This is a genomic window from Staphylococcus sp. GDY8P47P (genome assembly GCF_016892225.1).
Taxonomy (GTDB): domain Bacteria; phylum Bacillota; class Bacilli; order Staphylococcales; family Staphylococcaceae; genus Staphylococcus; species Staphylococcus borealis.
The window spans coordinates 129,655-156,161 of sequence record NZ_JAFENV010000005.1 but is presented as its reverse complement, the minus strand read 5'-3'; the positions used below and the strand labels follow the sequence as shown (position 1 = coordinate 156,161).

Sequence of the window (26,507 nt, the reverse complement as noted above, 5' to 3'; positions counted from 1 at the left end):
AATTAGTGGAGGATAGTGGGGATATGTGGTAAATTATAAATAAGGTGAGGTGATAATAATGTTCATGGGAGAATACGAACATCAACTTGATGCTAAAGGACGTATGATAATTCCATCTAAGTTTAGATATGACTTAAACGAACGTTTTATTATCACACGAGGCCTTGATAAATGTTTATTCGGTTACACACTTGAAGAATGGCAACAAATAGAAGACAAAATGAAAACCTTACCTATGACAAAAAAAGACGCACGTAAGTTTATGCGTATGTTCTTCTCAGGTGCGATTGAAGTGGAATTGGATAAGCAAGGGCGTATTAATATTCCTCAAAATTTAAGGAAATACGCTAATTTAACAAAAGAATGTACAGTAATAGGCGTCTCAAATCGAATTGAAATTTGGGATAGAGAAATTTGGAAAGATTTTTATGATGAATCTGAAGAAAGTTTCGAAGATATTGCTGAAGATTTAATAGATTTTGATTTTTAATGGAGGAATAGGTCGTGTTTCATCATATTAGCGTCATGCTCAACGAAACAATAGATTATCTAGACATCAAGGAAGATGGTATTTATGTAGACTGTACGCTTGGTGGCGCGGGTCATGCTCTCTATTTATTAAATCAATTAAACGATGACGGTAGATTAATTGCGATTGATCAAGACACAACAGCATTAGATAATGCTAAAGAAGTATTGAAAGATCATCTACACAAAGTCACGTTCGTACATAGTAATTTTAGAGAATTGACTGACATTTTAAAAAATTTGAACATTGAAAAGGTAGACGGAATTTATTATGACTTAGGCGTTTCGAGTCCACAATTAGATGTTCCAGAGCGAGGATTTAGTTACCATCATGATGCCAAACTGGATATGAGAATGGACCAAACGCAGCAACTTAGCGCATATGAAGTAGTCAATCAATGGCCATATGAAGCGCTTGTTAAGATTTTTTATCGTTATGGAGAAGAAAAATTTTCTAAACAAATAGCGAGACGAATCGAAGCACATCGTGAACATCAGCCTATCGAAACTACATTAGAGCTAGTTGACATTATTAAAGAAGGCATTCCTGCTAAAGCTCGAAGAAAAGGTGGTCATCCTGCAAAACGTGTATTTCAAGCTATACGTATAGCAGTCAATGATGAGTTATCTGCATTCGAGGGTTCAATTGAACAAGCGATTGAGCTTGTGAAAGTTGGAGGCAGAATTTCAGTAATCACTTTCCACTCTTTAGAAGACAGATTATGTAAGCAAATGTTCCAAGAGTATGAAAAGGGTCCTGAAGTGCCACGAGGGTTACCAATTATTCCTGAAGCTTACACACCTAAACTTAAAAGAGTAAATCGTAAACCAATAACGGCAACTGACACAGATTTGGATGAAAATAACAGAGCGCGCAGTGCAAAATTACGTGTTGCAGAAATTTTAAAATAAGGAGTAATTGACGATGGCTGTAGAAGAAATATATGAACCATATGAAGACGTTCAGCACAATAGTATACCGAAACAACAACCTCAACCAAAACCACAAACACGAACTGTCACAAAAAAGGTTGTAGTTCAACTCACAAGGTTTGAGAAATACTTATACATAACACTTGTTACTGCAATTGCAGTTATTGCTATCTATATGCTATCTTTAAAAATGGATGCGTATGATACTAATGGAAAAATTGCAGATTTAGATTCTAAAATTGAACAACAATCAAGTGAAAATAGCGCGATTCAATCTGAAATAAAGAAAAGTTCTTCTTACCAACGCATTTACGACAAGGCTAAAGCACAAGGTATGAGCCTAAATAACGACAATGTAAAGGTAGTGCGTATAAATGGCGAAGCGAAAAATTAAAATTAGAAAAAATAAATTAGGAGCAGTCCTCCTTGTTGGTATATTCGGACTGCTCTTTTTTATATTGGTTTTAAGATATGCGTACATAATGATTACAGGTCATTCAGATGGACAGGATTTAGTTATGCGAGCAAATGAAAAGTATCTTGTTCAAACCAATGAACAGGCGGAACGAGGTAAGATCTACGATAGAAACGGTAAAATTCTCGCAGAAGATGTAGAAAGATACAAAGTTGTGGCTGTTGTTGATAAAAGTGCAGGTAAAAGTGGTGATAAACCACGCTATGTCGAAGATAAGAAAAAAACTGCTAAAGCATTATCTAAAATTATAGATATGAAACCTGAAGAAATTGAAAAAAGGCTTAATCAGAAAAAAGCATTCCAAGTAGAATTTGGGCAAAAAGGAACCAATTTAACGTATCAAGATAAACAAAAACTCGAAAAAATGGATTTACCTGGCATCACATTATATCCAGAAACTGAACGATTTTATCCAAATGGTAATTTCGCGTCTCATTTAATTGGGATGGCTCAGAAAAATCCGGATACAGGCGAATTAAAAGGTGCACTTGGTGTAGAAAAAATCTTTGACAGTTATTTAAGTGGTACTAAAGGTGCGTTGTCGTATATTCAAGATATTTGGGGATATATAGCTCCAAATACTAAAAATGAAAAATCACCTAAACGTGGCGACGATGTTCATTTAACGATTGACTCTAATATTCAAGTGTTCGTAGAGAAAGCACTGGATGATATGGTTAAGCGATATCAACCAAAGGATTTATTTGCTGTTGTGATGGATGCACAAACGGGTGAGATTTTAGCTTTTAGTCAACGACCTACGTTTAATCCAGAAACTGGCGAAAACTTTGGGAAAAAATGGGCGAACGACTTATATCAAAATACGTATGAACCTGGTTCAACGTTTAAATCATTCGGTTTAGCAGCAGCTATACAAGAAGGTAAGTTTGATCCTGATAAGAAATATGAGTCTGGACACCGTGATATTATGGGGTCTCGAATTTCTGACTGGAATAGAACTGGTTGGGGAGAAATCCCAATGTCTCTTGGATTCACTTACTCTTCAAATACATTGATGATGCATTTACAAGACCTTGTAGGTGCTGACAAAATGAAATCTTGGTATGAACGATTTGGCTTTGGTAAAAAAACAGGCGGTCTATTTGATGGTGAAGCTGAAGGTCATATTGCCTGGTCAAATGAATTACAGCAAAAAACATCAGCATTTGGACAATCTACAACTGTAACGCCAGTACAAATGATTCAGGCACAATCTGCTTTCTTTAATGATGGCAATATGTTGAAACCTTGGTTTGTTGAAAGTATTAACAATCCAGTTTCTAAGAAAACATTCTATCAAGGCAAAAAAGAATTTGCAGGCAAACCCATCACTGCTTCAACTGCAAGTAAAGTAGAAACTGAACTAGATAAAGTAGTTAATAGTAAGAAAAGTCATGCGATGAACTATAGAGTAGACGGCTATGATATTGAAGGTAAAACTGGTACCGCCCAAGTAGCAGATGAAAAAGGCGGCGGTTATGTTAAAGGTGAGAACCCTTACTTTGTAAGTTTCATAGGCGACGCACCTAAGAAAAATCCTAAGGTTATCGTTTATGCTGGAATGAGCTTAGCTCAGAAAAACGACCAAGAAGCCTATGAAATGGGTGTAAGTAAAGCATTTAAACCAATCATGGAAAATACACTTAAATATTTAAATGTAGGTTCTAAAACAGATGAAACAAAATCAGCACAATATTCAAAAGTTCCGAATGTATCAGGACAGTCTACAGATAAAGCGAAAGAAAGTCTGCAATCTGAAGATTTACAAGCAGTAGTTATTGGTAATGGAGATAATGTTAAATCGCAATCGATTAAACCAAACAAAAAACTATTGCCTAACAGTAAAGTGCTTTTATTAACTGATGGTGATATTACAATGCCAAATATGAAGGGTTGGACAAAAGACGATGTGCTTGCCTTCCAAGAATTAACGGGCATTAACGTTACAACAAAAGGTAGTGGTTACGTCACAAAACAATCGGTTACGAGTGGAACAACATTAAAAGATAATAGTAAAGTTGAAATTGAATTATCTACTGAAGACCCTGATGACACGTCGACGAATGCTAGTGCTAATGATTCAACATCAAATGATGCTTCTAATAAAGAACAATCAAGTGATGATTCGTCAGATAAAGACAAATCAAATTCGTCTTCTGACACTAGTGGGGAAGACAACAAAGAAGATTCATCTCGTTCATCTAGCCAAGACGAGTAGTCCAGTACGACACACGATGCTAATGAGTAATCAGATCTTGTCTTGAAAAGGTAGATGATGAGGTACAGGTATTGGATGAACACTGATGTTTTTATAAATTACGTATCATCAAAGTGTTTCATTCAATACTGTACTCATATTTAAATGAATTTACTTACAAATATTGATAAAATAAATAAGATATTATAACGAAGTTAACTCAGAGTACAACGTTTAAAAATTAAATATATAAAGGAGACCATTATGCTTTTTATACTCGCGTTTATCGCACTACTAATTACTTTTATTTTAGTACCAATATTAATCCCGACACTTAAGCGAATGAAATTTGGACAAAGTATTCGTGAAGAAGGTCCGCAAAGTCACATGAAGAAGACAGGAACACCTACAATGGGTGGTTTGACCTTTTTAATTAGTATTATCATCACATCAATTATTGCAATTTTCTTTGTAGATAATTCAAATCCAATCATATTATTATTATTTGTAACAATTGGTTTTGGTTTGATTGGCTTTATCGATGATTACATCATCGTAGTTAAGAAAAACAATCAAGGTTTAACAAGCAAACAGAAATTTTTAGCACAAATCGCTATTGCAATAGTATTCTTTGTACTTAGTGACGTATTTCATCTTATAGCGTTTTCAACTGATTTAAATATACCTTTTACAAATATTAGCATTCCATTATCATTTGCTTATGTTATTTTTATCGTATTTTGGCAAGTTGGATTCTCAAATGCTGTGAATTTAACAGATGGTTTAGATGGCTTAGCAACAGGACTATCAATCATTGGCTTTACAATGTATGCCATTATGAGCTTTGTTTTAGATTCACCAGCAATTGGTGCATTTTGTATCATAATGATTTTTGCTTTATTAGGATTTCTTCCATATAACCTTAATCCTGCAAAAGTATTTATGGGTGATACAGGTAGTTTAGCTTTGGGTGGTATTTTTGCTACAATCTCAATTATGTTAAATCAAGAATTATCATTATTACTAGTTGGATTAGTATTTGTAATCGAAACAGCTTCAGTTATGTTACAAGTTGCTTCTTACAAACTTACAAAAAAACGTATCTTTAAAATGAGCCCAATCCATCATCACTTTGAATTAAGTGGTTGGGGAGAATGGAAAGTTGTAACAGTATTTTGGACAGTTGGTTTAATTTCAGGATTAATCGGATTATGGATAGGAGTGCATTAGCATGCTCGATTATAAAGGATTAGAAAATAAAGATGTCCTTGTGGTAGGATTAGCAAAAAGCGGATATGAAGCGGCTAAGTTACTAATTAAACTAGGTGCAAATGTAACAGTCAATGATGGCAAAGATTTATCTCAAGATCCACATGCCAAGGATTTAGAAGCATTAGGTGTTAAAATTGTTGATGGTGGGCATCCTTTATCGTTACTTGATAATAATCCTATTATTGTCAAGAACCCTGGTATCCCATACACCGTTTCTATTATTAAAGAGGCTTATCAACGTCATTTAAAGATTTTAACTGAGGTCGAATTAAGCTATTTAATATCTGAAGCACCTATTATTGCAGTTACTGGTACCAATGGTAAAACAACTACCACTTCTTTAATAGGGGATATGTTCAAGAAAAGTAGATTGACTGGTCGTTTATCTGGAAATATAGGTTATGTGGCATCTAAAGTAGCACAAGAAACGTCACCAGATGAATTTCTCATAACTGAATTGTCATCTTTTCAATTATTAGGTGTAGAACAATATCGTCCTCATATTGCAATTATTACAAACATATATTCAGCGCATCTTGATTATCACGAAACGCTTGAAAATTATCAAAATGCTAAGAAACAAATCTATAAAAATCAAACTGAAGATGATTATTTAATATGTAATTATCATCAAAGACAATTAATTGAGTCAGAGAGTTTAAAAGCTAAGACACTGTATTTCTCTACACATCAGGAAGTTGACGGTATTTACATTAAAGATGGCTTTATTATCTATAAGGGCATAAGAATCATCAATATTGATGATTTAGTTCTACCAGGTGAGCACAATTTAGAGAATATTCTCGCTGCAGTATTGGCCTCTATTCTAGCTGGTGTCCCAATAAAGGCCATCGTTGATAGTTTAACGACATTCTCCGGTATAGATCATAGATTGCAATATATTGGCGCCAATCGCACGAATAAATATTATAATGATTCTAAAGCTACGAATACATTAGCAACACAGTTTGCATTAAATTCCTTTAAACAACCTATAGTATGGTTATGTGGTGGTTTAGATCGTGGGAATGAATTTGATGAATTAATCCCTTATATGAAAAATGTTCGTGTTATGGTTGTTTTTGGTCAAACGCAAGAAAAATTTGCTAAACTTGGCAATAGTCAAGGCAAAATCGTCGTCAAAGCTACAGATATTGAAGATGCAGTCAAAAAAGTACAAGATGTAGTTGAACCGAATGATGTTGTCTTATTATCTCCAGCTTGTGCAAGTTGGGATCAATATAATACATTTGAAGAACGTGGAGAAAGATTTATAGAGAGCTTCCGTGCCCACTTACCATCTTATTAAAGGTTGTGAAATCAAGTGAAAGATAAACGACGTAAACATAATAAGGTGAGCTCGATTCAAAGTCTTATCGAAAAGAGAAATCGAGAACTAAATAATGAAGACCACCTTTCAAATCATGTAAATAATAATGACTTACCCACTGATGATGACCAATTGTACAAAATAAAAAAGCAAACCGTTGAATCAAATCAAGAACAAGACAATGAGAACAATTCAGCAGACAAACAGAAAACGGAAAGCCAAATCAAGGACTCTGAATCATTAGAACAAAATGCATTTAGTGATCCATCGCATAAAAACATAGGAAAAAAAGCAAAGAATGATCATCGTCATGATAGTGAAAAACTAGAAAAAAGGCGTACGCTTTCTACTCAGTCAGAAGAACCTACGCACAAATTTACAGTCAAAGATAGGTTGAAAGAATTTAACGATAATCGTAAGAGACGAAAGCGTGAAAAGGATGCTCGATTCGATCATTTATCACCTCAAGAAAGAAAAGAACAACTAAGAATTCAGCGAAGGAAACGTCAAAAAAGAGTTCAGTATATTATCCTAACCGTTTTAATACTGTTAATTATCTTATTTTTACTTTATATGTTTACACCACTAAGTAGAATTTCAAATATTAAAATTAGTGGAAATAACAACGTAACCGATAGTCAAGTTAAAAAAGCTTTAGATGTTAAAGACAATTCAAGAATGTATACGTATAGTAAACGTAAAGGGATTCAAAATCTGAAGAAAAACGATTTAATCAAAGACGTTAAAATTAAAAAACAATTACCTAATACATTGAAAGTACAAATAACTGAAAATCAAGTTGTGGGTGTTGTCAAAGAGAAAAATAAATATGTGCCAATCATTGAAGGCAACGAAGAATTGAAAAATTTTGATGGTAATATTGCAGGCAGCGGTCCAATTATAGATGGATTTAAAGGTAAAGAAAAAGATAACATGATTAAAGCGTTGTCTAAGATGTCTCCAGAAGTTAGAAATATGATTTCAGAAGTGAGTTACGCACCCAAACAAAATAGTCCTAATCGAATTCTTTTATATATGCAAGATGATATGCAAGTAGTAGGTAATATCAAAACAATTGCTAATAAAATTAAATATTACCCTCAAATGTCTCAATCTTTAGCGAAAGATGATTCAGGAAATCTAAAAACACAAGGATATATAGATTTATCTGTAGGTGCATCATTTATCCCGTATAATGAAAATAGTAGCGGAGATTCTAAATCTGATCAAAATGTTCGTCAAAAATCACAACAAGAAACAGATGCAAAAGATGAGTTACAAAGTGCTTTAAATAAAATTAACGAACAATCAGATTCAAATAATTAAAAAATTTCGATATTAATATGTGTTTATAGTTCACAAGCCTTTCGACGTATTGTAAACTAAACATAGTGTATTTTAATAGTAATTTGTCAGGAGGTGCCTATCTATGGAGGAACATTACTATGTAAGCATAGATATTGGTTCATCAAGTGTAAAAACAATAGTAGGCGAGAAATTTCACAATGGTATCAATGTGATAGGTACAGGACAAACCTACACTAGCGGTATTAAGAATGGATTAATTGATGATTTTGACATTGCTAAACAAGCAGTTAAAGATACAATTAAAAAAGCTTCTATCGCATCAGGTGTAGACATTAAAGAAGTTTTCTTAAAATTACCTATCATAGGTACAGAAGTATATGATGAAGCAAATGAAATTGATTTTTATGAAGATACTGAAATAAACGGCACACATATTGAAGAAGTGCTAGAAGGTATTCGTCAAAAAAATGATGTAGCGGATACTGATGTCATTGATGTTTTCCCGATTCGTTTTATAGTAGATGGGGATAACGAAGTATCAGACCCTAAAGAATTAATTGCTAGACACTCATTAAGAGTTGAAGCTGGGGTTATTGCAATTCACAAATCTATTTTAATCAACATGATTAAATGTGTAGAATCATGTGGTGTAGACGTTTTAGATGTTTATTCAGATGCATATAACTATGGTTCAATTCTTACTGCCACTGAAAAAGAATTAGGCGCGTGTGTTATTGACATTGGTGAAGATTTAACACAAATAGCCTTTTATGAACGTGGCGAATTAGTAGATGCTGATTCAATTGAATTAGCAGGGCGCGATATTACTGATGATATTGCTGAAGAATTAAATACTACATATGAAACAGCTGAAAAGATTAAACATCAGTATGGTCATGCTTTTGCTAATTCAGCATCAGAACAAGATGTATTCAGCGTTGACCAAGTAGATAGTGATGAATTAGTAGAATATACTCAAAAAGACTTAAGTGCAGTAATTGAGAGAACAATGCAAGATATCTTTAATGAGGTATTTGATGTATTAGTCGACTTAGGTTTAACACGAGTAAACGGTGGTTTCATTGTAACAGGTGGTTCTTCAAACTTATTAGGCGTTAAAGAATTACTCAATACGATGGTAAATGAAAAAATCAGAATTCATACACCATCACAAATGGGTATTAGAAAACCAGAATTCACATCAGCGATTTCTACTATATCTAGTAGCATCACTTTTGATGAACTGCTAGATTATGTTACAATGAGTTATCAAGATAATGATGAATTTGAAGAAGAAGTTATTGAAGATAACGAAAAAGAACATACTTCTAAATCTGGTGGATTTGACTGGTTTAAACGTAAGTCAAATAAAAATGAAGATACTTATGAAGAAGACTACAACGAACCACATGAAAGAGCAGAAAAAGTAGACAATGATGATAAGTATGAAAGCCATGAAACTCATCACGATACGACAGAACATTATGATGATGATCAAGAAAAACCTCAAAAAGAAGAGGGTAAATTTAAAAAACTTATGAAATCTCTATTTGAATGATGGGCCATTAAGACTAGGAGGAAATATAAATGTTAGAATTTGAACAAGGATTTAATCATTTAGCGACATTAAAAGTCATCGGTGTAGGTGGTGGCGGTAACAACGCTGTTAACCGTATGATCGACCATGGTATGAATAATGTGGAATTTATTGCAATTAACACAGATGGACAAGCTTTAAACTTATCTAAAGCAGAATCTAAAATCCAAATTGGTGAGAAATTAACACGTGGACTTGGTGCAGGTGCTAACCCAGAAATTGGTAAAAAAGCAGCTGAAGAATCTCGTGAACAAATTGAAGATGCTATCCAAGGTGCAGATATGGTATTCGTAACTGCTGGTATGGGTGGCGGTACTGGTACAGGTGCTGCACCAGTAGTAGCTAAGATTGCTAAAGAAATGGGAGCATTAACTGTAGGTGTTGTAACGCGTCCATTCGGATTTGAAGGACGTAAACGTTCAACACAAGCAGCTGCTGGTGTTGAAGCTATGAAAGCAGCTGTAGATACATTAATCGTTATCCCTAACGACCGTTTATTAGACATCGTTGACAAATCAACACCTATGATGGAAGCATTTAAAGAAGCAGATAACGTATTACGCCAAGGTGTTCAAGGTATCTCTGACTTAATTGCTGTATCAGGTGAAGTAAACTTAGACTTTGCTGACGTTAAGACAATCATGTCTAACCAAGGTTCAGCATTAATGGGTATTGGTGTATCTTCTGGTGAAAACAGAGCAGTTGAAGCAGCTAAAAAAGCTATTTCATCACCATTACTTGAAACTTCAATCGTTGGTGCTCAAGGTGTGTTAATGAACATCACTGGTGGAGAATCACTTTCATTATTCGAAGCGCAAGAAGCAGCTGACATCGTACAAGATGCAGCAGATGAAGATGTGAATATGATCTTTGGTACAGTTATCAATCCTGAATTACAAGATGAAATCGTAGTTACTGTAATTGCAACAGGCTTTGAAGATAAACCAACTTCACAAGGACGTAAAGCTTCAAGCACAGGTTTCGGATCAAGTGCAACTTCAGGTACGTCATCTCAAGCAAGTACACCTAGAGAAGAATCATTCTCTCAAAGTTCATCAAGCACGCGTTCTTCTGAAAGCGTATCTGAAAGAAGTCATACTACTAAAGATGACGACATTCCTAGCTTCATCAGAAATAGAGAAGAAAGACGTTCTAGAAGAACTAGACGTTAATTCAAATAAGTTTAGACTATATTTCGTTGTATGATTAAGTGTTTTTATCGTCTTAATCATTCCTAAAAGGGAGTAGAACGACGAATTCACTTGTGGATTCATGTTCGCTCCCTTTTTATTTACTTTCAAGTAAAGTGAAGATTGTTATATAATATAATTATATTCAATTTTAGAGTAAGGCTTTTTAAATCGATAAATATAAAACATTAAATTAAGGTGGTTTGATTTCGTGTCAGAGAAGTTTGTGAAGTATCCCCATTACTTAAATTATGAATCTAAAGACTTGATGCGTGTAAATTTGGGATTCACTACAAGAGAGGGTGGCTATAGCCTATATCCTGAAGCGTCATTTAATATGGCTAGATATGTGGATGATGAACCTGAAAATATTACGAAACATCAAGAAATATTGGCGGATGCAATTGGATTTGAAAGCGCGCATTGGGTATTCCCGATTCAAACACATGAAAATCGTGTGATTGAGATTACACAAAGTCATCGTGGGACTAACATTGATAGTTTAACAGATGAACTATATGGTATTGACGGGATGTATACATATGAATCTGATACGTTATTAACTATGTGTTATGCAGACTGTGTACCCGTTTACTTTTACAGTGAGAAACACCACTATATAGGTTTAGCACATGCAGGATGGCGAGGTACTTATGGCCAAATCGTTAATGAAATGTTAAAACAAATTGATTTTGATCTAAAAGATTTAAATATAGTGATAGGACCATCGACATCAACGACGTATGAAATTAATGATGATATTAAATCGAAGTTTGAAACGTTACCAATTAATGTAGAGTCATATATTGAGACACGTGGAGAAAATCGACATGGCATTGACTTAAAGCGTGCTAATGCATTATTACTTCATCATTATGGTGTGCCAATGGACAATATATATATTACTGACTATGCTACATCAGAAGATTTGTCTCTTTTCTTTTCATATCGTATTGAAAAGGGCCAAACAGGAAGAATGTTGGCATTTATAGGACAAAAATAAGCTATTTAAAGTATTGATTGTCGTAATACAATAGATATGTGAAAGTCAATATTAATAATCATTGTACTTAACAAATGTTGAAGAGGTTGGGTAGAATATGGACGTAAAAGATAATTTAAAAAATATTGAAAGTGAAATTCAAGCACACTATGAAAATAGTGAAGCAAGTTCCTTGCCAAACGTGATTGCAGTGACAAAATATGTTACAATAGACCGTGCTAAAGAAGCTTATGATGCTGGGCTAAGACATTTTGGTGAAAACAGATTAGAAGGCTTTTTACAGAAGAAATCTGCGTTACCTGACGATGTTACGATGCATTTTATAGGTTCTTTACAATCTAGAAAAGTAAAAGAAGTAATTAACGACATTGATTACCTGCATGCATTAGATCGACTTAGTCTAGCTAAGGAAATTAATAAACGAGCTGATCATGAGATTGCCTGCTTCGTACAAGTTAATGTCTCAGGTGAAGAATCTAAACATGGTATTGCTTTGAATGAAGTTAATCACTTCATAGAACAAATGAAACAATATGACAACATTAAAATTGTCGGATTAATGACTATGGCACCCTATACAGATGATACAGCTTATATTCGTCAGTTATTTAAACAATTACGATTAAAACGAGATGAAATTAAAAACCTTAAATTAGATTATGCACCATGTGATTATTTATCTATGGGAATGAGTAATGACTATGCAATTGCTGTAGAAGAAGGTGCTTCATTTATAAGAATAGGGACTAAACTTGTTGGAGAATAGGAGTGAGCCCCGTGGCTATTAAAGATTTATTTAATAATTTTTTTCTAATGGATGATGAAGAGGAAGTAGAAAGCCCTGAAGAGCGACAACGTCGTGTAGTTCAGAATGAAGAAACAGAAACAAATCATGTTCAGCAGAATCAACCACAACAATCTGAACGTTCATATAGCAATCAAAGTAAATTAAAGAGCGTACCGCAAAAGAAAACATCAAGAAATTATAACTCAGAAGAAAGGAATGTGCGTATGAATCAACCACCATCAAAGTCAAACAGTAAAAATGTTGTGACGATGAATCAATCGTCACAAAGCTATAGTGGCAATGAAAGTTCAAAAATGTGCTTATTTGAGCCACGTGTATTTTCTGATACGCAAGATATCGCAGATGAATTAAAAAACCGTCGCGCTACATTAGTTAATTTACAACGCATTGACAAAATTTCAGCTAAACGTATTATTGATTTCTTAAGTGGTACAGTTTATGCGATTGGTGGGGATATTCAACGTGTAGGTACTGACATATTCCTTTGTACACCTGATAACGTGGAAGTTGCGGGAAGTATCACAGACCACATTGAACAAATGGAAACGCAGCACTACGAATAAGGAGACATTATATGGATGTAGGTTTATTAGCTACTATTTTTAATTTTATAATATTTCTAGTACAAATATATTATTTTGGAATGATTATATATTTCTTTACATCTTGGGTACCAAGTGTTAGAGAATCTAAATTAGGCCAAATACTAGGTAAATTATATGAACCATTTTTAGAACCATTTAGAAAGATTATCCCACCAATTGGAATGATTGACATTTCTTCACTTGTAGCTTTGTTTGTACTTGTATTATTCCAAGCTGGGTTAAGAAGTATTTTTAATATGATACTTATTTATTTAGTGTAATAATTAACGAAGTTAAAGAGGCTGAGACAATACAAATGTTTGTTTCAACCTCTTTTATCATTTGAATTAGATATAAGAGAGGTGTAACAGTAATCGATATTTATCAACATTTTAGAGATGAGGAGCAAGTGCTAATCGATCAATTAATAGATAAGTGTGATCAGGTCGAACAGCAGTATGCACCTATTTTGACAAACTTTCTTGATCCGAGAGGGCAATATATTCTTGAAATTATCACAGGCAGTTATGAAGATATGCATGTGACATTTTTTGGTGGAAATCACGCTGAAAGAAGAAGAGGAATAATAGCACCGAGTTACTTTGATCCGGAGGAAGACGATTTTGAAGAAGTATTAATTCAGATTAATTACCCTGAAAAGTTTGTTCATCTTCAACACCAGCATGTGTTAGGCACACTCATGTCATTAGGAATTGAAAGAGAACAAGTCGGAGATATCATTGTAGGAGAACGTATTCAATTTGTTTTGACAAAGCAACTAGAATCATATATTATGTTGGAATTAACAAAGATAAAAGGTGCTACAGTTAAACTTAATTCTATTCCATTTAAAGATATGATACAATCAGTAGAGAATTGGAAAATTCAAGGAAGTACTGTAAGCGCATTGAGATTAGATGTCGTCGTAAAAGAAATGATTCACAAATCTAGATCAATTGCGAAACAATTAATTGAAAAGAAACGTGTCAAAGTAAATCATACTATTATTGATTCACCAGATTTTCAAATACAAACCAATGATTTATTATCTATTCAAGGATTTGGAAGAGCCCAAATTACTGATATAGGTGGTAGAACTAAAAAAGACAAAATACACATTAATTATCGAACATTGTTTAAGTAATAAATAGAAGTCAATTTAAAATTGATTTAAGGAGGATGTAGGATGCCTTTTACACCTAGTGAAATAAAAAATAAAGAATTTACAAAAGTGAAAAATGGTCTTGAACCAGCTGAAGTAAGTGATTATTTAAATCAATTAAGTCATGAAATTGAACGATTAAAAGATGAAAAAAAACAACTTGAAAAAGTAATTGAAGAGAGAGATACTAATATTAAATCTTACCAACAAGTACATCAATCAGTTAGCGATGCACTTGTTCAAGCACAACAAGCTGGTGAAGAAACAAAACAAGCAGCAAATAAAGAAGCGGAAGCTGTGATTAGTAAAGCACAGGCACAAGCAGATTTAATCGTAAATGATGCTATTGAGAAAGCGCGTCATTTATCATTCCAAACGGAAGATATGAAACGTCAATCTAAAATCTTTAGATCTCGTTTCCGTATGTTAGTGGAAGCTCAATTAGACTTATTAAAAAATGACGATTGGGATTATTTACTAAACTACGATATCGATGCAGAACAAGTTACGCAAGAAAATTTTCAACATTTAAATAGTCAAGATATTACACCTGAGGAACAACTTAACGCTCAGGCTCAGCAATCTGAAAGTACGGTTACGAGCGAAAGTGATAGCCAATCAACCGATTCACTAAGTACAAGTGACGCTACTAGTACAAGTGAACCTGTTGCTTCAGAGGCAAGTGTGAGTCAAAGCGAATCAACATCAAATACAAATAAATAAATGTTATCAAATAAGACAGACACGTAGGAGATAATCAACTTTTTACAGCGAATTAGGGTCGGTGAAAGCCTAATAAAAGTCTATCTCTTATATCACTGACTTAGACAAAGTAATACGATATATATGAGAGAACTCTAAGTTGAGTTAACAAGGGTGGTACCGCGGTCATTCCGTCCCTTTTTAATTGAACTTAGAGTTTTTTTTTACATTTAAGGAGTGAAAACAATTATGAACTATAAAGATACTTTATTAATGCCAAAGACTGACTTTCCAATGCGTGGTGGATTGCCAAATAAAGAACCTCAAATCCAAGAACAATGGGAAGCTAACAACCAATACCAAAAAGCACTAGAAAAAAATAAAGGTAACCAATCTTATATCCTACATGATGGTCCACCGTATGCAAATGGTAATTTACACATGGGACATGCATTAAATAAAATCATTAAAGATATCATCGTCCGCTATAAAACGATGCAAGGATTTTATGCACCATACGTTCCAGGTTGGGATACGCACGGTTTACCAATTGAACAAGCTTTAACTAAAAAAGGCGTTGATCGTAAAAAAATGTCAATTGCCGAATTTAGAGAAAAATGTAAAGAATTTGCATTAGAACAAATTGAATTACAAAAGAAAGATTTTAAACGTCTTGGTGTGCGTGGTGACTTCAATGATCCATACATCACTTTGAAACCAGAATATGAAGCGGCACAAATTCGTTTATTCGGTGAAATGGCTGATAAAGGATTAATTTATAAAGGTAAAAAACCTGTTTATTGGTCACCTTCAAGTGAATCATCTTTAGCTGAAGCGGAAATTGAATACCATGATAAACGTTCAGCATCAATTTATGTTGCGTTTGATGTAAAAGATTCAAAAGGTATTGTAGATGAAGATGCACAATTTATTATTTGGACAACTACACCATGGACTATTCCATCAAACGTTGCGATTACTGTTCACCCTGAACTTAAATATGGTCAATATAACGTGAATGGTAAGAAATATATCATTGCACAAGCTTTATCTGAAAATGTAGCAGAAGCATTAGAATGGGATAAAGAAGCAATTCAATTAGAAAAAGAATTTACAGGTAAAGAATTAGAGTACGTTGAAGCCCAACACCCATTCTTAGATCGTGTATCACTTGTAATTAACGGTAACCATGTTACAACTGATGCAGGTACAGGTTGTGTTCATACCGCTCCTGGTCACGGGGAAGATGACTATATCGTTGGACAAAAATATGATTTACCAGTAATTAGTCCTTTAAATGATAAAGGTGTGTTCACTGAAGAAGGCGGACAATTTGAAGGTATGTTTTACGATAAAGCTAACAAAGCAGTTACTGATTTATTAACTGAAAAAGATGCTTTATTAAAACTTAACTTTATTACACATAGTTATCCTCATGATTGGCGTACTAAGAAACCAGTTATTTTCCGTGCAACACCACAATGGTTTGCTTCAATCAATAAGGTAAGACAAGATATCTTAGATGCAATTGAAGATACAGAATTCAAAGTAGATTGGGGTAAAACACGTATCTATAATATGATTCGTGATCGCGGAGAATGGGTTATTTCTCGTCAACGTGTATGGGGTGTACCATTACCAGTATTTTATGCTGAAAACGGCGATATTATCATGACTAAAGAAACGGTTAACCATGTAGCAGATTTATTTGAAGAACATGGCTCAAATATTTGGTTTGAAAAAGAAGCGAAAGACTTATTACCTGAAGGATTTACACATCCTGGTAGTCCAAATGGTACGTTTACAAAAGAAATGGATATCATGGATGTTTGGTTTGACTCAGGTTCATCACACCGTGGTGTATTAGAAAATCGTCCAGAATTAAGTTTCCCTGCAGATTTATACTTTGAAGGTAGTGACCAATATCGTGGTTGGTTTAACTCTTCAATTACTACTGCTGTGGCAACAAGAGGACAAGCACCATATAAATTCTTATTATCTCACGGTTTTGTAATGGACGGTGAAGGTAAGAAAATGAGTAAATCACTTGGTAATGTTATTGTTCCAGACCAAGTTGTAAAACAAAAAGGTGCTGATATCGCACGATTATGGGTTAGTAGTACGGATTACTTAGCTGACGTTCGTATTTCTGATGAAATCTTAAAACAAACATCTGATGTTTATCGTAAAATAAGAAATACATTAAGATTCATGTTAGGTAATATTAACGATTTCAATCCGGAAACAGATGCAATTCCTGAATCTGAATTATTAGAAGTAGACCGTTACTTATTAAACCGTTTACGTGAATTCACTGCAAGCACAATTAACCATTATGATAACTTTGATTATTTAAATATTTATCAAGAAGTTCAAAACTTTATTAATGTTGAATTAAGTAACTTCTATTTAGATTATGGTAAAGATATCCTTTATATCGAAGAGAAAAATGCGCATAAACGTCGCAGTATGCAAACAGTGTTATACCAAATCTTAGTTGATATGACGAAATTATTAGCACCTATTTTAGTCCATACAGCTGAAGAAGTTTGGACACACACACCACATGTGAAAGAAGAAAGTGTTCATTTAGCTGATATGCCTAAAGTAGTTGAAGTTGATCAAGCATTACTTGATAAATGGAATCAATTAATGGCATTACGTGATGATGTTAACCGAGCATTAGAAGTAGCACGTAACAATAAAGTAATCGGTAAATCACTCGAAGCAAAAGTTGTTATTGGTAATAACGACAACTTTAACGCTGCAGAGTTCTTACAACAATTTGATGATTTACAACAATTATTCATAGTTTCACAAGTTGAAGTTACAGATGCTGTGGACAATGCAGAGACTTACAAACATGGTGATATCAGAATTGACCACGCTGAAGGCGAAAAATGTGAAAGATGTTGGAACTACACTGAAGCATTAGGCGCAGTAGGTGAATTAGAACACTTATGCCCACGATGCCAACAAGTAGTTAAAACGTTAATTTAATAGTATGTGAGCAAAAAGGAGCTGGACAGAAATATTTTTTCTAAAATTTATTTCATTGTCCTGCTCCTTTTTAATAATTACAATATAATTTATACATAAAAAGAATATTAATATACAATGTTTCACTTTATGATTTAAGGTTATTTAGAAAGATATATTCATAGTTAAATGACAGAGCGAATTTCTAATAAACAGAGGTGGAACGATGAGTAAAATTTTATTAACAGGTGCATCTGGCTATATTGGTGGACACTTGCAAGCGCAATTAAAAGAGAATTACGAAATTATCGCAATTTCACGAAATATTAAAAATAAAGAAAATGAACAGAATGTCACTTGGAAAGCTGCTGATTTATTTGATTTAGATGAAATCACAGAGGTAATGGAAGGGGTAGATACTGCAATTTACCTTGTTCATTCTATGATGCCTAATGCAAAATTGACGCAAGCAAATTTTGAAGATATGGATGCCTTATTAGCGGATAATTTTGCGAGAGCTGCTAAAAAACAAGGCGTAAAACATATTGTTTTTATGAGTGGTTTAATTCCCAATGAAGACAAGCTGTCGGCGCATTTACGTAGTCGTTTAGAATGTGAGAAAATTCTTGGGTCTTATGGCATACCGGTTAGCACATTGCGAGCAGGTTTAATTATTGGGGCAAAGGGAAGTTCTTACCCGATTTTAAAACGTTTGGTTGAACGTTTACCCGGAATGGTCTTACCTAGTTGGGCATATAATATGATTGCGCCCGTTTCAATCAACGATGTTATTGATAAACTCGCACTATTAGTCGAACGTACACCACAACATAATGAGGCTTTTGATATTACAGGTCCAGAAATTATGAATTATAAGGAATTAATACAACGCACGGCAGTAGTGTTAAATAAACGTTTACCAATCGTTGACTTACCAATTATCCCTATTTGGGTTAGTCGATATTGGGTACAACTTATTTCACAGGTGCCTAAAGAGATGGTTTACCCACTTATGAATAGTTTAGTTCATGATATGATTCCACAACCAGAACGCACACATCCTGATATATCTATTGGTAAGATGTCATATGAGGAAAGTGTAGAACAAGCGCTAAATGAAGAAAATAAAATGAATCAAAAACAAAATAAAAACAAAAAATCATCAAGTAAAAGTAAAAAAGAAAGCATCAAAGATGTAAGAGCAATATCACGTTTTAGTATTCCGGCCAATTATTCAATGGAAGATGTGGCTAAAACATATGCAACGTTTATTAACAATATTACGTTACATTTGATCAATGGCACTATAAATGAAAATAAATTTGATATTACACTGCCGTTTATGAATCAATTTATCTTAAAAATGGAACGTGATATGGAAGATTCTTCTGAGGATATGATTGTTTACAAAATCGTAGGTGGTAATTTAGCATTATCCAACAATGGTGGAAATGCTCGATTTGAATTTAGACGTATTTTAGATACGAATGAAGCAATCGTTGCGTTACAAGAATATGAGCCGACATTGCCTTGGGTAGTTTATAAATATACACAAGCCAATATTCATAAAACAGTTATGGAATTATTTGTTAATCATATGAATAAACTTGCTGAAGAAGATAAACAAGCGTCATCACACAATAATCAGCTATTCAGTACTATTGCGATGACTACAGGTGCGATTGTGGGTGCTTATGTTGGATCAAAAATATATCATCTGATTAAAGCATAAATCATCCATAATGATATAATGCATACGTTAATTTATTTTAAAAGAACGTCCGAGTTATAGTGTTGATATAGTTGAAAAGGGAGTGGAACAGAATTCTTTTAAATTCGTCGTCCGCTCCCAGCTTCTTTGCTTGTGGAATTTCTTAATGAAATTCTCTCTGCTGGGCACCGACCCCAACTTGCTTAGCTTGTAAAATCACTTTCGTGATTTTTTGTGTTGGGGCCCCGCTCACCTCCGCAAGGATGACTGGAATTGAGAAAAGCTTGATTTAAGTGCCTTCTCAGTTCAGTCCGCTACTGCGAATTCGCAAAATAGCTTCATTATATTATTTATGTCCTAGCCTCTTTTTAATTCATTAGCATAATTTAAAAAAGTAAACTAAGTAAAATGTAAATACTTTATCTTGAAGTCCATATTTAGAAGGGCGAACTAAAAAACATAAATTGTAATATACATACAAAGACTGATAAAATTTGATAGATTTTAAGGTAAAATAAAAAGTATTATTTTCATCAAAGTGTTTAATGCATCCGATAAAAATGATGCAGTTGATTTACAGTCATATTAGGAGGCCACAATGTTTCATTCCAAGCATGCACATTTCGTAAATGGTATAACATTAAATGTGAGAAATTTAGCTAATTTAAGACCATTTTATGAAACGGTATTAGGATTTGAAGTGATTACCGAAACACACCAATCTGTCCAATATGAGATTGGTCAATCTAATCATTTTATAACTTTAAAAGAAATTGTAAATGGTAGGGAACCGCTATTATCTGAAGCCGGATTATTTTATATAGGTATTTTGCTTCCTAATATAGAAGATTTAGCAGATTTACTTGTACAAATGACAGATTTTGAAATTCCAGTAAATGGTGGAGAACAAAGTGTCTGTACCTCTCTTTTTATTGAAGATCCAGAGGGAAATGCATTTAAGTTTTATGTCAATCACGATATAGATGACTGGGTGTACGATAATAAATATGTGAAATTGGATGTTGAAGCAATTAATGTTCCACGATTATTAACGCATGTAACAGATCAAACTTGGCAAGGCATTCCTAAAGGAACTAAAATTGGAAATGTATCTCTTAAATCGATACGTATGTCTGAAGTCAAATCATATTATTTAAACTATTTTGGACTTGAAACATCTGCATATTTAGATAAATTTTCACTCTATATGTCTTCAAATCAATATCATCATCATTTAGCAATTAATCAATGGTTATCAAGTACGAAGCGCGTTATGAATCCTATCACATATGGTCTCGCATTAATTGATTATTATTATCCTGAAACAACGCATATCGATGTAAATGGTCCAGACGGACTTCAATTTAGATTTAATTTTATAGAAGTAGTGTGATTAAATGAAGAAATTTATAGCTATAATGTTATTAGGTAGTGCACTTTTCACTGTTGGAGCAATATATGATGGTATTGATAATCAAGATATGACACAACCTACAATTCATTTTTGGGAAAAGAATCCAATGAAATTCAATTTATATGCTAAGGGGCAGTGTACGTATTACGTGTTTGACAGAATACGACAAGATGGTAATATGATTAGCAATAAATGGGGCGATGCTAAGTATTGGGCTGCAAAAGCTGATGAAGAAGGATATACAGTAAATAATGAACCTAGTGTTGGCGCAATTTTGCAATATCCTAAAGGTCAATATGGTCATGTAGCATATATAGATAAAGTTCACCAGGATGGGTCGCTAACAGTATTTGATATGAACTATAATAAACCGTATGAAGTGACTAAAAGAACAGTTCATGACAATCAAGTAGACGAATTTAATTATATTCACCCAAAGGAAAATAAAAATGAAACAGCATAGTGAACTACAGTTACACCTCTCATGAGTTATTTGTAACTGTAGCTTTTTTTATGTATGGGAGTAAGCTATAATGTAGAGTGTTGTCAAAGTGTAGTGTGTGAATGGAGGCACGTGAATGAAAAAGAAATATTATATAACGATATCTTTAATCGTAGCAATTACAATATTAATCATTGATCAAGTAACTAAACGCATAATAGCTACAACAATGAATATTGGTGATTCGTATGAAGTTATTCCCAATTTTTTAAATATAACATCACATAGAAATGACGGTGCGGCGTGGGGAATATTAAGTGGTAAAATGGGATTCTTTTATATTATTACGCTTATAATTCTCGTCGTACTTGTATTATTTTATATTAAAGAAGCAAAGTATAATCTGTTTATGCAAGTTGCAATTAGTTTATTATTTGCAGGCGCATTAGGTAACTTTATTGATCGATTAGTAAATGGTGAAGTAGTTGATTTTGTTGATACGACTATTTTCGGATATGATTTTCCAATATTTAATGTTGCGGATTCTAGTCTAACAATAGGTGTATTATTCATCATCATTGCCTTACTTAAAGATGCAAATTCGAAAGAATAGGAGGCTGTAATTTGAAAACACATGAATTTAAAATAGAAGACCAAGCTTATGTTGGACAGCGTATTGATAAATTATTACCCGAATACAACAATGATTGGTCAAGAAGTCAAATACAAGATTGGATTAAAGAAGATTTAGTAACAGTAAATGACAAAGTGATTAAATCTAATTATAAAGTTAAATTAAATGACAGTATTATTGTTACTGAAAAGGAAGTCGTTGAAGCTGATATTCAGCCTGAAAATTTAAACTTAGATATTTATTATGAAGATGAAGATGTTGCGATTGTATATAAACCTAAAGGTATGGTAGTTCACCCTTCACCAGGTCATTATTCAGGTACACTGGTTAATGGATTAATGTATCAAATTAAAGATTTATCTGGTATTAATGGTGAGATTCGTCCTGGTATCGTACATCGTATTGATAAAGATACATCAGGGTTATTAATGGTTGCGAAAAATGATATCGCGCATCGTGGTTTAGTTGAACAGTTAATGGATAAATCTGTTAAGCGAAAATATACTGCATTAGTACATGGAAACATTCCACATGATTACGGTACAATCGATGCGCCAATAGGAAGAAATGAGAAAGATAGACAATCCATGGATGTTGTTGATAATGGTAAAGAAGCCGTGACGCATTTCAATGTGTTGGAACATTTTAAAGATTATACATTAATTGAGTGTCAATTAGAGACAGGGCGTACACACCAAATCCGTGTGCATATGAAATATATAGGATTTCCTCTTGTTGGAGACCCTAAATATGGTCCGAGAAAGACACTTGATATTGGTGGTCAAGCTTTACACGCAGGGGTTATTGGGTTTGAACATCCAGTCACACATGAATACATTGAACGACAAGCGGAGTTACCTGAAGCATTTGAAACATTATTAGAAGATATCCGTTTAAGAGAAGCATAAGTTAATCATTCAATGGTCTAAATGGAATTTAATCTAATAAAAAAGGATTATTTAACACAGAGAATTTTAAAATTTGCATTGACTTATAAGTCAAAAAGCATTAAGCTAATAACAGTTCAAAAAGAAAACGATGTCTTTAAACGAAAGTCCAGAGAGGCTTCAAAGACAATGAGTATAATTCTATACACTTTCTTAAAATCATTCATTGAGCACATTGATGAATTGTTTAATGAGAATGACTTTATCATGTATCGTATAAACATACATGTCCGTATATAAATTAAACCTCATGTCTTTGATTAAAGACATGAGGTTTTTTAATATTAAGAGGTGAGATAATGTCTGAGCGTATCATCATGGATGAAGCTGCAATACAACGTACTGTAACGCGTATGGCGCACGAAATTCTAGAATACAATAAAGGTACAGAAAATCTTGTGTTACTCGGTATCAAAACGAGAGGCGAATACTTAGCACGACGTATTCAAGACAAAATCAATCAAATTGAACAAAAAGCAGTTCCGACAGGCACAATTGATATTACGCATTTTAGAGATGATATTGAAATTACTAACAAGAAAATCACTCAAGACGCAATAGATATTGATGCTGATATTAATAACAAGGTCGTCATCATTATTGATGATGTGCTTTACACTGGTAGAACTGTTAGAGCTTCACTAGATGCGATTCTATTACATTCTCGACCAATTAAAATTGGATTGGCTGCACTTGTAGATCGAGGACATCGTGAGTTGCCTATCAGAGCAGATTTTGTAGGAAAAAATATTCCAACTGCTAAAGAAGAATCCGTTTCTGTGTTCTTAAATGAAAAGGATTCACAGAACGCAGTTATAATTGAATAAAGGCCTTTTAAATCAGTACGAGAGACTGAAAAAGGTAAAGTATTCAATAGTGAGTGTCAGTATTAAAGTTTCAATATAAGTAATAATGCGCTCACTAAAACAGAATACTTTGTCACGTATGTACAGATTGCGTTGGATATGAAAACGTATCTGCTTACTAAATACGATTTTTTAGTCTCTTTACATTTATATGTTAAAGAGACTTTTTTTATGAAAGGAAGAAAAAAATGGAAAATGAACAAATGTTTGAACGCACCGTTAAGCCGGTGTTAGACGTACAGGATAAACCGCAACCGGCACAGTGGGCATTACTGAGTTTGCAACATTTATTTGCAATGTTTGGTTCTACTGTATTAGTACCTTTCCTTACTGGTTTACCTATATCAGCAGCTTTACTTGCATCAGGAATAGGAACATTGCTTTACATCCTAATTACTAAAGCAAAGATTCCAGCATATTTAGGCTCAAGCTTCGCATTCATCACACCGATTATTACTGGCTTGAGCACACACAGTCTAGGTGATATGTTGGTCGCATTATTCGCTAGTGGCGTCATGTACGTCATCATCGGTATTCTAATCAAAATAAGTGGTACTGGATGGTTAATGCATTTACTTCCACCAGTAGTAGTGGGGCCAGTAATCATGGTGATTGGTTTAAGCCTAGCACCAACAGCAGTCAATATGGCAATGTTTGAGAATTCAGGTGATATGAAAGGGTACAACTTAAGCTATTTAGTTGTAGCACTTATCACATTACTTGTAACCATTATTGTCCAAGGGTTCTTCAAAGGATTCTTATCACTGATACCGGTACTTATTGGTATCATCGTCGGCTACATTGTTTCAATCTTTATGGGATTAGTAAACTTTTCAAATATTGCGAAAGCAAATTGGATTGACTTCCCTCACATCTATTTACCGTTTAAAGATTATGTACCGTCGATACACCTTGGTTTAATACTCGTCATGTTACCAATTGTGTTCGTAACAGTGAGTGAGCATATCGGTCACCAAATGGTAATCAATAAAATTGTAGGTAGAAACTTCTTCGAGGATCCAGGTTTACATCGCTCAATTATCGGTGACGGTGTGTCAACCATGTTCGCAAGTATTATTGGTGGTCCACCAAGTACAACATACGGCGAAAACATCGGTGTTCTAGCAATAACAAAAATTTATAGTATTTATGTTATTGGTGGCGCAGCGGTTATCGCGATTGTCTTATCATTCATTGGAAAGTTCTCAGCGTTGATTTCATCAATACCTACCCCGGTAATGGGCGGCGTATCCATCTTGCTCTTCGGTATTATTGCAGCAAGCGGACTCAGAATGTTAGTTGAGAGCAATATCGATTTCGCAAGCAACCGTAACCTAGTCATTGCTTCAGTCATCTTAGTTGTAGGTATTGGTAACTTACTTATCAATTTAAAAGGTTTAGGTGTAAACCTTCAAATCGAAGGTATGGCACTCGCAGCACTTTCAGGTATTATCTTAAATTTAATTTTGCCAAAAGAAAAACAGGAATCAAAAAACTAATTTAACAAGGATTATTTATCAGGAGGCGCTTTATGAATAACTTATTATCTATGGAACATTTATCTAACGAGGACATTTACGATTTAATTCAAACAGCTTGTGATTACAAATCAGGAAAACAACCATTACCACAATTCGAAGGAAAGTTTGTTTCAAATTTATTCTTCGAAAACTCAACACGTACTAAATGTAGCTTTGAAGTAGCAGAGCAAAAATTAGGTCTTAAAGAAGTTAACTTTGAAACAAGTACATCATCAGTACAAAAAGGAGAATCACTGTACGACACATGTAAAACGCTTGAGAGCATCGGCGTTGATTTACTTGTCATAAGACATTCTCAAAATGCATATTATGAAGAACTAGAAAATCTTAATATCCCAATTGCAAATGCTGGTGATGGTAGTGGTCAACACCCTACACAAAGTTTATTAGATATCATGACAATTTATGAAGAGTATGGGTCATTTGAAGGATTAAATATCTTGATCTGTGGTGATATTAAAAATTCACGTGTAGCAAGAAGTAATTTCATAAGCTTAACATCACTAGGTGCAAATGTGATGTTCTCAAGTCCAGATGAATGGGTTGATGAATCTTTAGATGCACCATATGTGCAAATTGATGATGTTATCGACCAAGTAGACATTGTTATGTTATTACGTGTTCAACATGAACGTCATGGTATAACGGGTGAAGCTAACTTCGAGGCAAATGATTACCATGAACAATACGGTTTAACAATGGATAGATATAATAAGTTGAAAGATAAAGCAATTGTTATGCACCCTGCACCAGTTAATAGAGGTGTTGAAATTGATTCTGAATTAGTGGAAGCGCCTAAGGCACGAATTTTCAAACAAATGACAAATGGCATGTATTTAAGAATGTCAGTAATCAATAAACTATTATCAGGAAAAGAGGCGTAA

The 26,507-nt window shown here is 33.8% G+C and carries 24 protein-coding genes; all 24 read left to right on the top strand.

Annotated elements, in window-relative coordinates; translation table 11 throughout:
• Window positions 1–58: 58 nt before the first annotated feature.
• The 24 genes from mraZ (at window position 59) to JVV30_RS00635 (ending at window position 26,507) form a co-directional block, all read left to right on the top strand.
• Entirely contained in the window at window positions 59–490 is a 432-nt protein-coding gene (gene mraZ, locus JVV30_RS00750; protein ID WP_053029183.1) for a division/cell wall cluster transcriptional repressor MraZ, read from the top strand.
• Window positions 491–504: 14 nt separating this feature from the next.
• A complete protein-coding gene (gene rsmH / locus JVV30_RS00745) occupies window positions 505–1,440 on the top strand; it encodes a 16S rRNA (cytosine(1402)-N(4))-methyltransferase RsmH (protein WP_070855437.1) in 936 nt (311 codons plus the stop codon).
• A 13-nt stretch (window positions 1,441–1,453) separates the two neighbouring features.
• Window positions 1,454–1,855: a cell division protein FtsL gene (gene ftsL / locus JVV30_RS00740; protein ID WP_070855439.1), complete on the top strand. Its 402-nt coding sequence runs from the start codon at window positions 1,454–1,456 to the stop codon at window positions 1,853–1,855.
• Window positions 1,836–4,154, top strand: coding sequence for a penicillin-binding protein (locus tag JVV30_RS00735; protein WP_204192928.1), 2,319 nt, complete (start codon window positions 1,836–1,838; stop codon window positions 4,152–4,154). The genes ftsL and JVV30_RS00735 overlap by 20 nt, the downstream gene beginning before the upstream one ends.
• 243 nt (window positions 4,155–4,397) lie before the next feature.
• The gene (gene mraY, locus JVV30_RS00730) at window positions 4,398–5,363 is read left to right on the top strand and encodes a phospho-N-acetylmuramoyl-pentapeptide-transferase (protein WP_053029187.1); all 966 of its coding nucleotides are present in this window, start codon (window positions 4,398–4,400) and stop codon (window positions 5,361–5,363) included.
• A gap of 1 nt (window position 5,364) precedes the next feature.
• On the top strand, window positions 5,365–6,714 hold the full coding sequence (gene murD / locus JVV30_RS00725; protein WP_070855443.1) for a UDP-N-acetylmuramoyl-L-alanine--D-glutamate ligase: 1,350 nt from the start codon (window positions 5,365–5,367) through the stop codon (window positions 6,712–6,714).
• A gap of 15 nt (window positions 6,715–6,729) precedes the next feature.
• Window positions 6,730–8,061 (top strand): FtsQ-type POTRA domain-containing protein, encoded by a 1,332-nt coding sequence (locus JVV30_RS00720; RefSeq protein WP_070855445.1) that lies wholly within the window; start codon window positions 6,730–6,732, stop codon window positions 8,059–8,061.
• Window positions 8,062–8,164: 103 nt separating this feature from the next.
• Window positions 8,165–9,601 carry a cell division protein FtsA gene (gene ftsA, locus JVV30_RS00715; RefSeq protein WP_053029190.1) on the top strand — a complete coding sequence of 479 codons (1,437 nt, stop codon included), beginning with the start codon at window positions 8,165–8,167 and terminating at the stop codon, window positions 9,599–9,601.
• A 29-nt stretch (window positions 9,602–9,630) separates the two neighbouring features.
• Window positions 9,631–10,812 (top strand): cell division protein FtsZ, encoded by a 1,182-nt coding sequence (gene ftsZ, locus JVV30_RS00710; protein WP_053029191.1) that lies wholly within the window; start codon window positions 9,631–9,633, stop codon window positions 10,810–10,812.
• Window positions 10,813–11,041: 229 nt separating this feature from the next.
• On the top strand, window positions 11,042–11,833 hold the full coding sequence (gene pgeF, locus JVV30_RS00705; RefSeq protein ID WP_053029192.1) for a peptidoglycan editing factor PgeF: 792 nt from the start codon (window positions 11,042–11,044) through the stop codon (window positions 11,831–11,833).
• 97 nt (window positions 11,834–11,930) lie between these two features.
• The gene (locus JVV30_RS00700; RefSeq protein WP_070855449.1) at window positions 11,931–12,599 is read left to right on the top strand and encodes a YggS family pyridoxal phosphate-dependent enzyme; all 669 of its coding nucleotides are present in this window, start codon (window positions 11,931–11,933) and stop codon (window positions 12,597–12,599) included.
• 11 nt (window positions 12,600–12,610) lie between these two features.
• A complete protein-coding gene (locus JVV30_RS00695) occupies window positions 12,611–13,204 on the top strand; it encodes a cell division protein SepF (RefSeq protein ID WP_053029194.1) in 594 nt (197 codons plus the stop codon).
• Between the two features lie 11 nt (window positions 13,205–13,215).
• Window positions 13,216–13,506 (top strand): YggT family protein, encoded by a 291-nt coding sequence (locus tag JVV30_RS00690; RefSeq protein ID WP_070855450.1) that lies wholly within the window; start codon window positions 13,216–13,218, stop codon window positions 13,504–13,506.
• 65 nt (window positions 13,507–13,571) lie between these two features.
• On the top strand, window positions 13,572–14,369 hold the full coding sequence (locus JVV30_RS00685) for a YlmH family RNA-binding protein (RefSeq protein ID WP_256323753.1): 798 nt from the start codon (window positions 13,572–13,574) through the stop codon (window positions 14,367–14,369).
• A gap of 42 nt (window positions 14,370–14,411) precedes the next feature.
• Complete coding sequence (locus JVV30_RS00680; protein WP_053029197.1) at window positions 14,412–15,110, top strand: DivIVA domain-containing protein; 699 nt, start codon at window positions 14,412–14,414, stop codon at window positions 15,108–15,110.
• 228 nt (window positions 15,111–15,338) lie between these two features.
• Window positions 15,339–18,089: an isoleucine--tRNA ligase gene (gene ileS / locus JVV30_RS00675; RefSeq protein WP_070855454.1), complete on the top strand. Its 2,751-nt coding sequence runs from the start codon at window positions 15,339–15,341 to the stop codon at window positions 18,087–18,089.
• 205 nt (window positions 18,090–18,294) lie between these two features.
• Window positions 18,295–19,800 carry an NmrA family NAD(P)-binding protein gene (locus JVV30_RS00670; RefSeq protein ID WP_070855456.1) on the top strand — a complete coding sequence of 502 codons (1,506 nt, stop codon included), beginning with the start codon at window positions 18,295–18,297 and terminating at the stop codon, window positions 19,798–19,800.
• 577 nt (window positions 19,801–20,377) lie between these two features.
• Window positions 20,378–21,172: a VOC family protein gene (locus JVV30_RS00665; protein ID WP_070855458.1), complete on the top strand. Its 795-nt coding sequence runs from the start codon at window positions 20,378–20,380 to the stop codon at window positions 21,170–21,172.
• A 4-nt stretch (window positions 21,173–21,176) separates the two neighbouring features.
• Window positions 21,177–21,656, top strand: coding sequence for a CHAP domain-containing protein (locus JVV30_RS00660; RefSeq protein WP_070855459.1), 480 nt, complete (start codon window positions 21,177–21,179; stop codon window positions 21,654–21,656).
• Window positions 21,657–21,771: 115 nt separating this feature from the next.
• Window positions 21,772–22,248 carry a signal peptidase II gene (lspA, locus tag JVV30_RS00655; protein WP_053029201.1) on the top strand — a complete coding sequence of 159 codons (477 nt, stop codon included), beginning with the start codon at window positions 21,772–21,774 and terminating at the stop codon, window positions 22,246–22,248.
• 11 nt (window positions 22,249–22,259) lie between these two features.
• Window positions 22,260–23,177, top strand: a complete 918-nt coding sequence (locus JVV30_RS00650) for an RluA family pseudouridine synthase (RefSeq protein WP_070855461.1) — start codon at window positions 22,260–22,262, stop codon at window positions 23,175–23,177.
• A gap of 338 nt (window positions 23,178–23,515) precedes the next feature.
• Window positions 23,516–24,043 carry a bifunctional pyr operon transcriptional regulator/uracil phosphoribosyltransferase PyrR gene (gene pyrR / locus JVV30_RS00645; protein WP_053029203.1) on the top strand — a complete coding sequence of 176 codons (528 nt, stop codon included), beginning with the start codon at window positions 23,516–23,518 and terminating at the stop codon, window positions 24,041–24,043.
• A gap of 227 nt (window positions 24,044–24,270) precedes the next feature.
• Window positions 24,271–25,581 (top strand): uracil-xanthine permease family protein, encoded by a 1,311-nt coding sequence (locus JVV30_RS00640; RefSeq protein WP_053029204.1) that lies wholly within the window; start codon window positions 24,271–24,273, stop codon window positions 25,579–25,581.
• A 32-nt stretch (window positions 25,582–25,613) separates the two neighbouring features.
• A complete protein-coding gene (locus JVV30_RS00635) occupies window positions 25,614–26,507 on the top strand; it encodes an aspartate carbamoyltransferase catalytic subunit (protein ID WP_053029205.1) in 894 nt (297 codons plus the stop codon).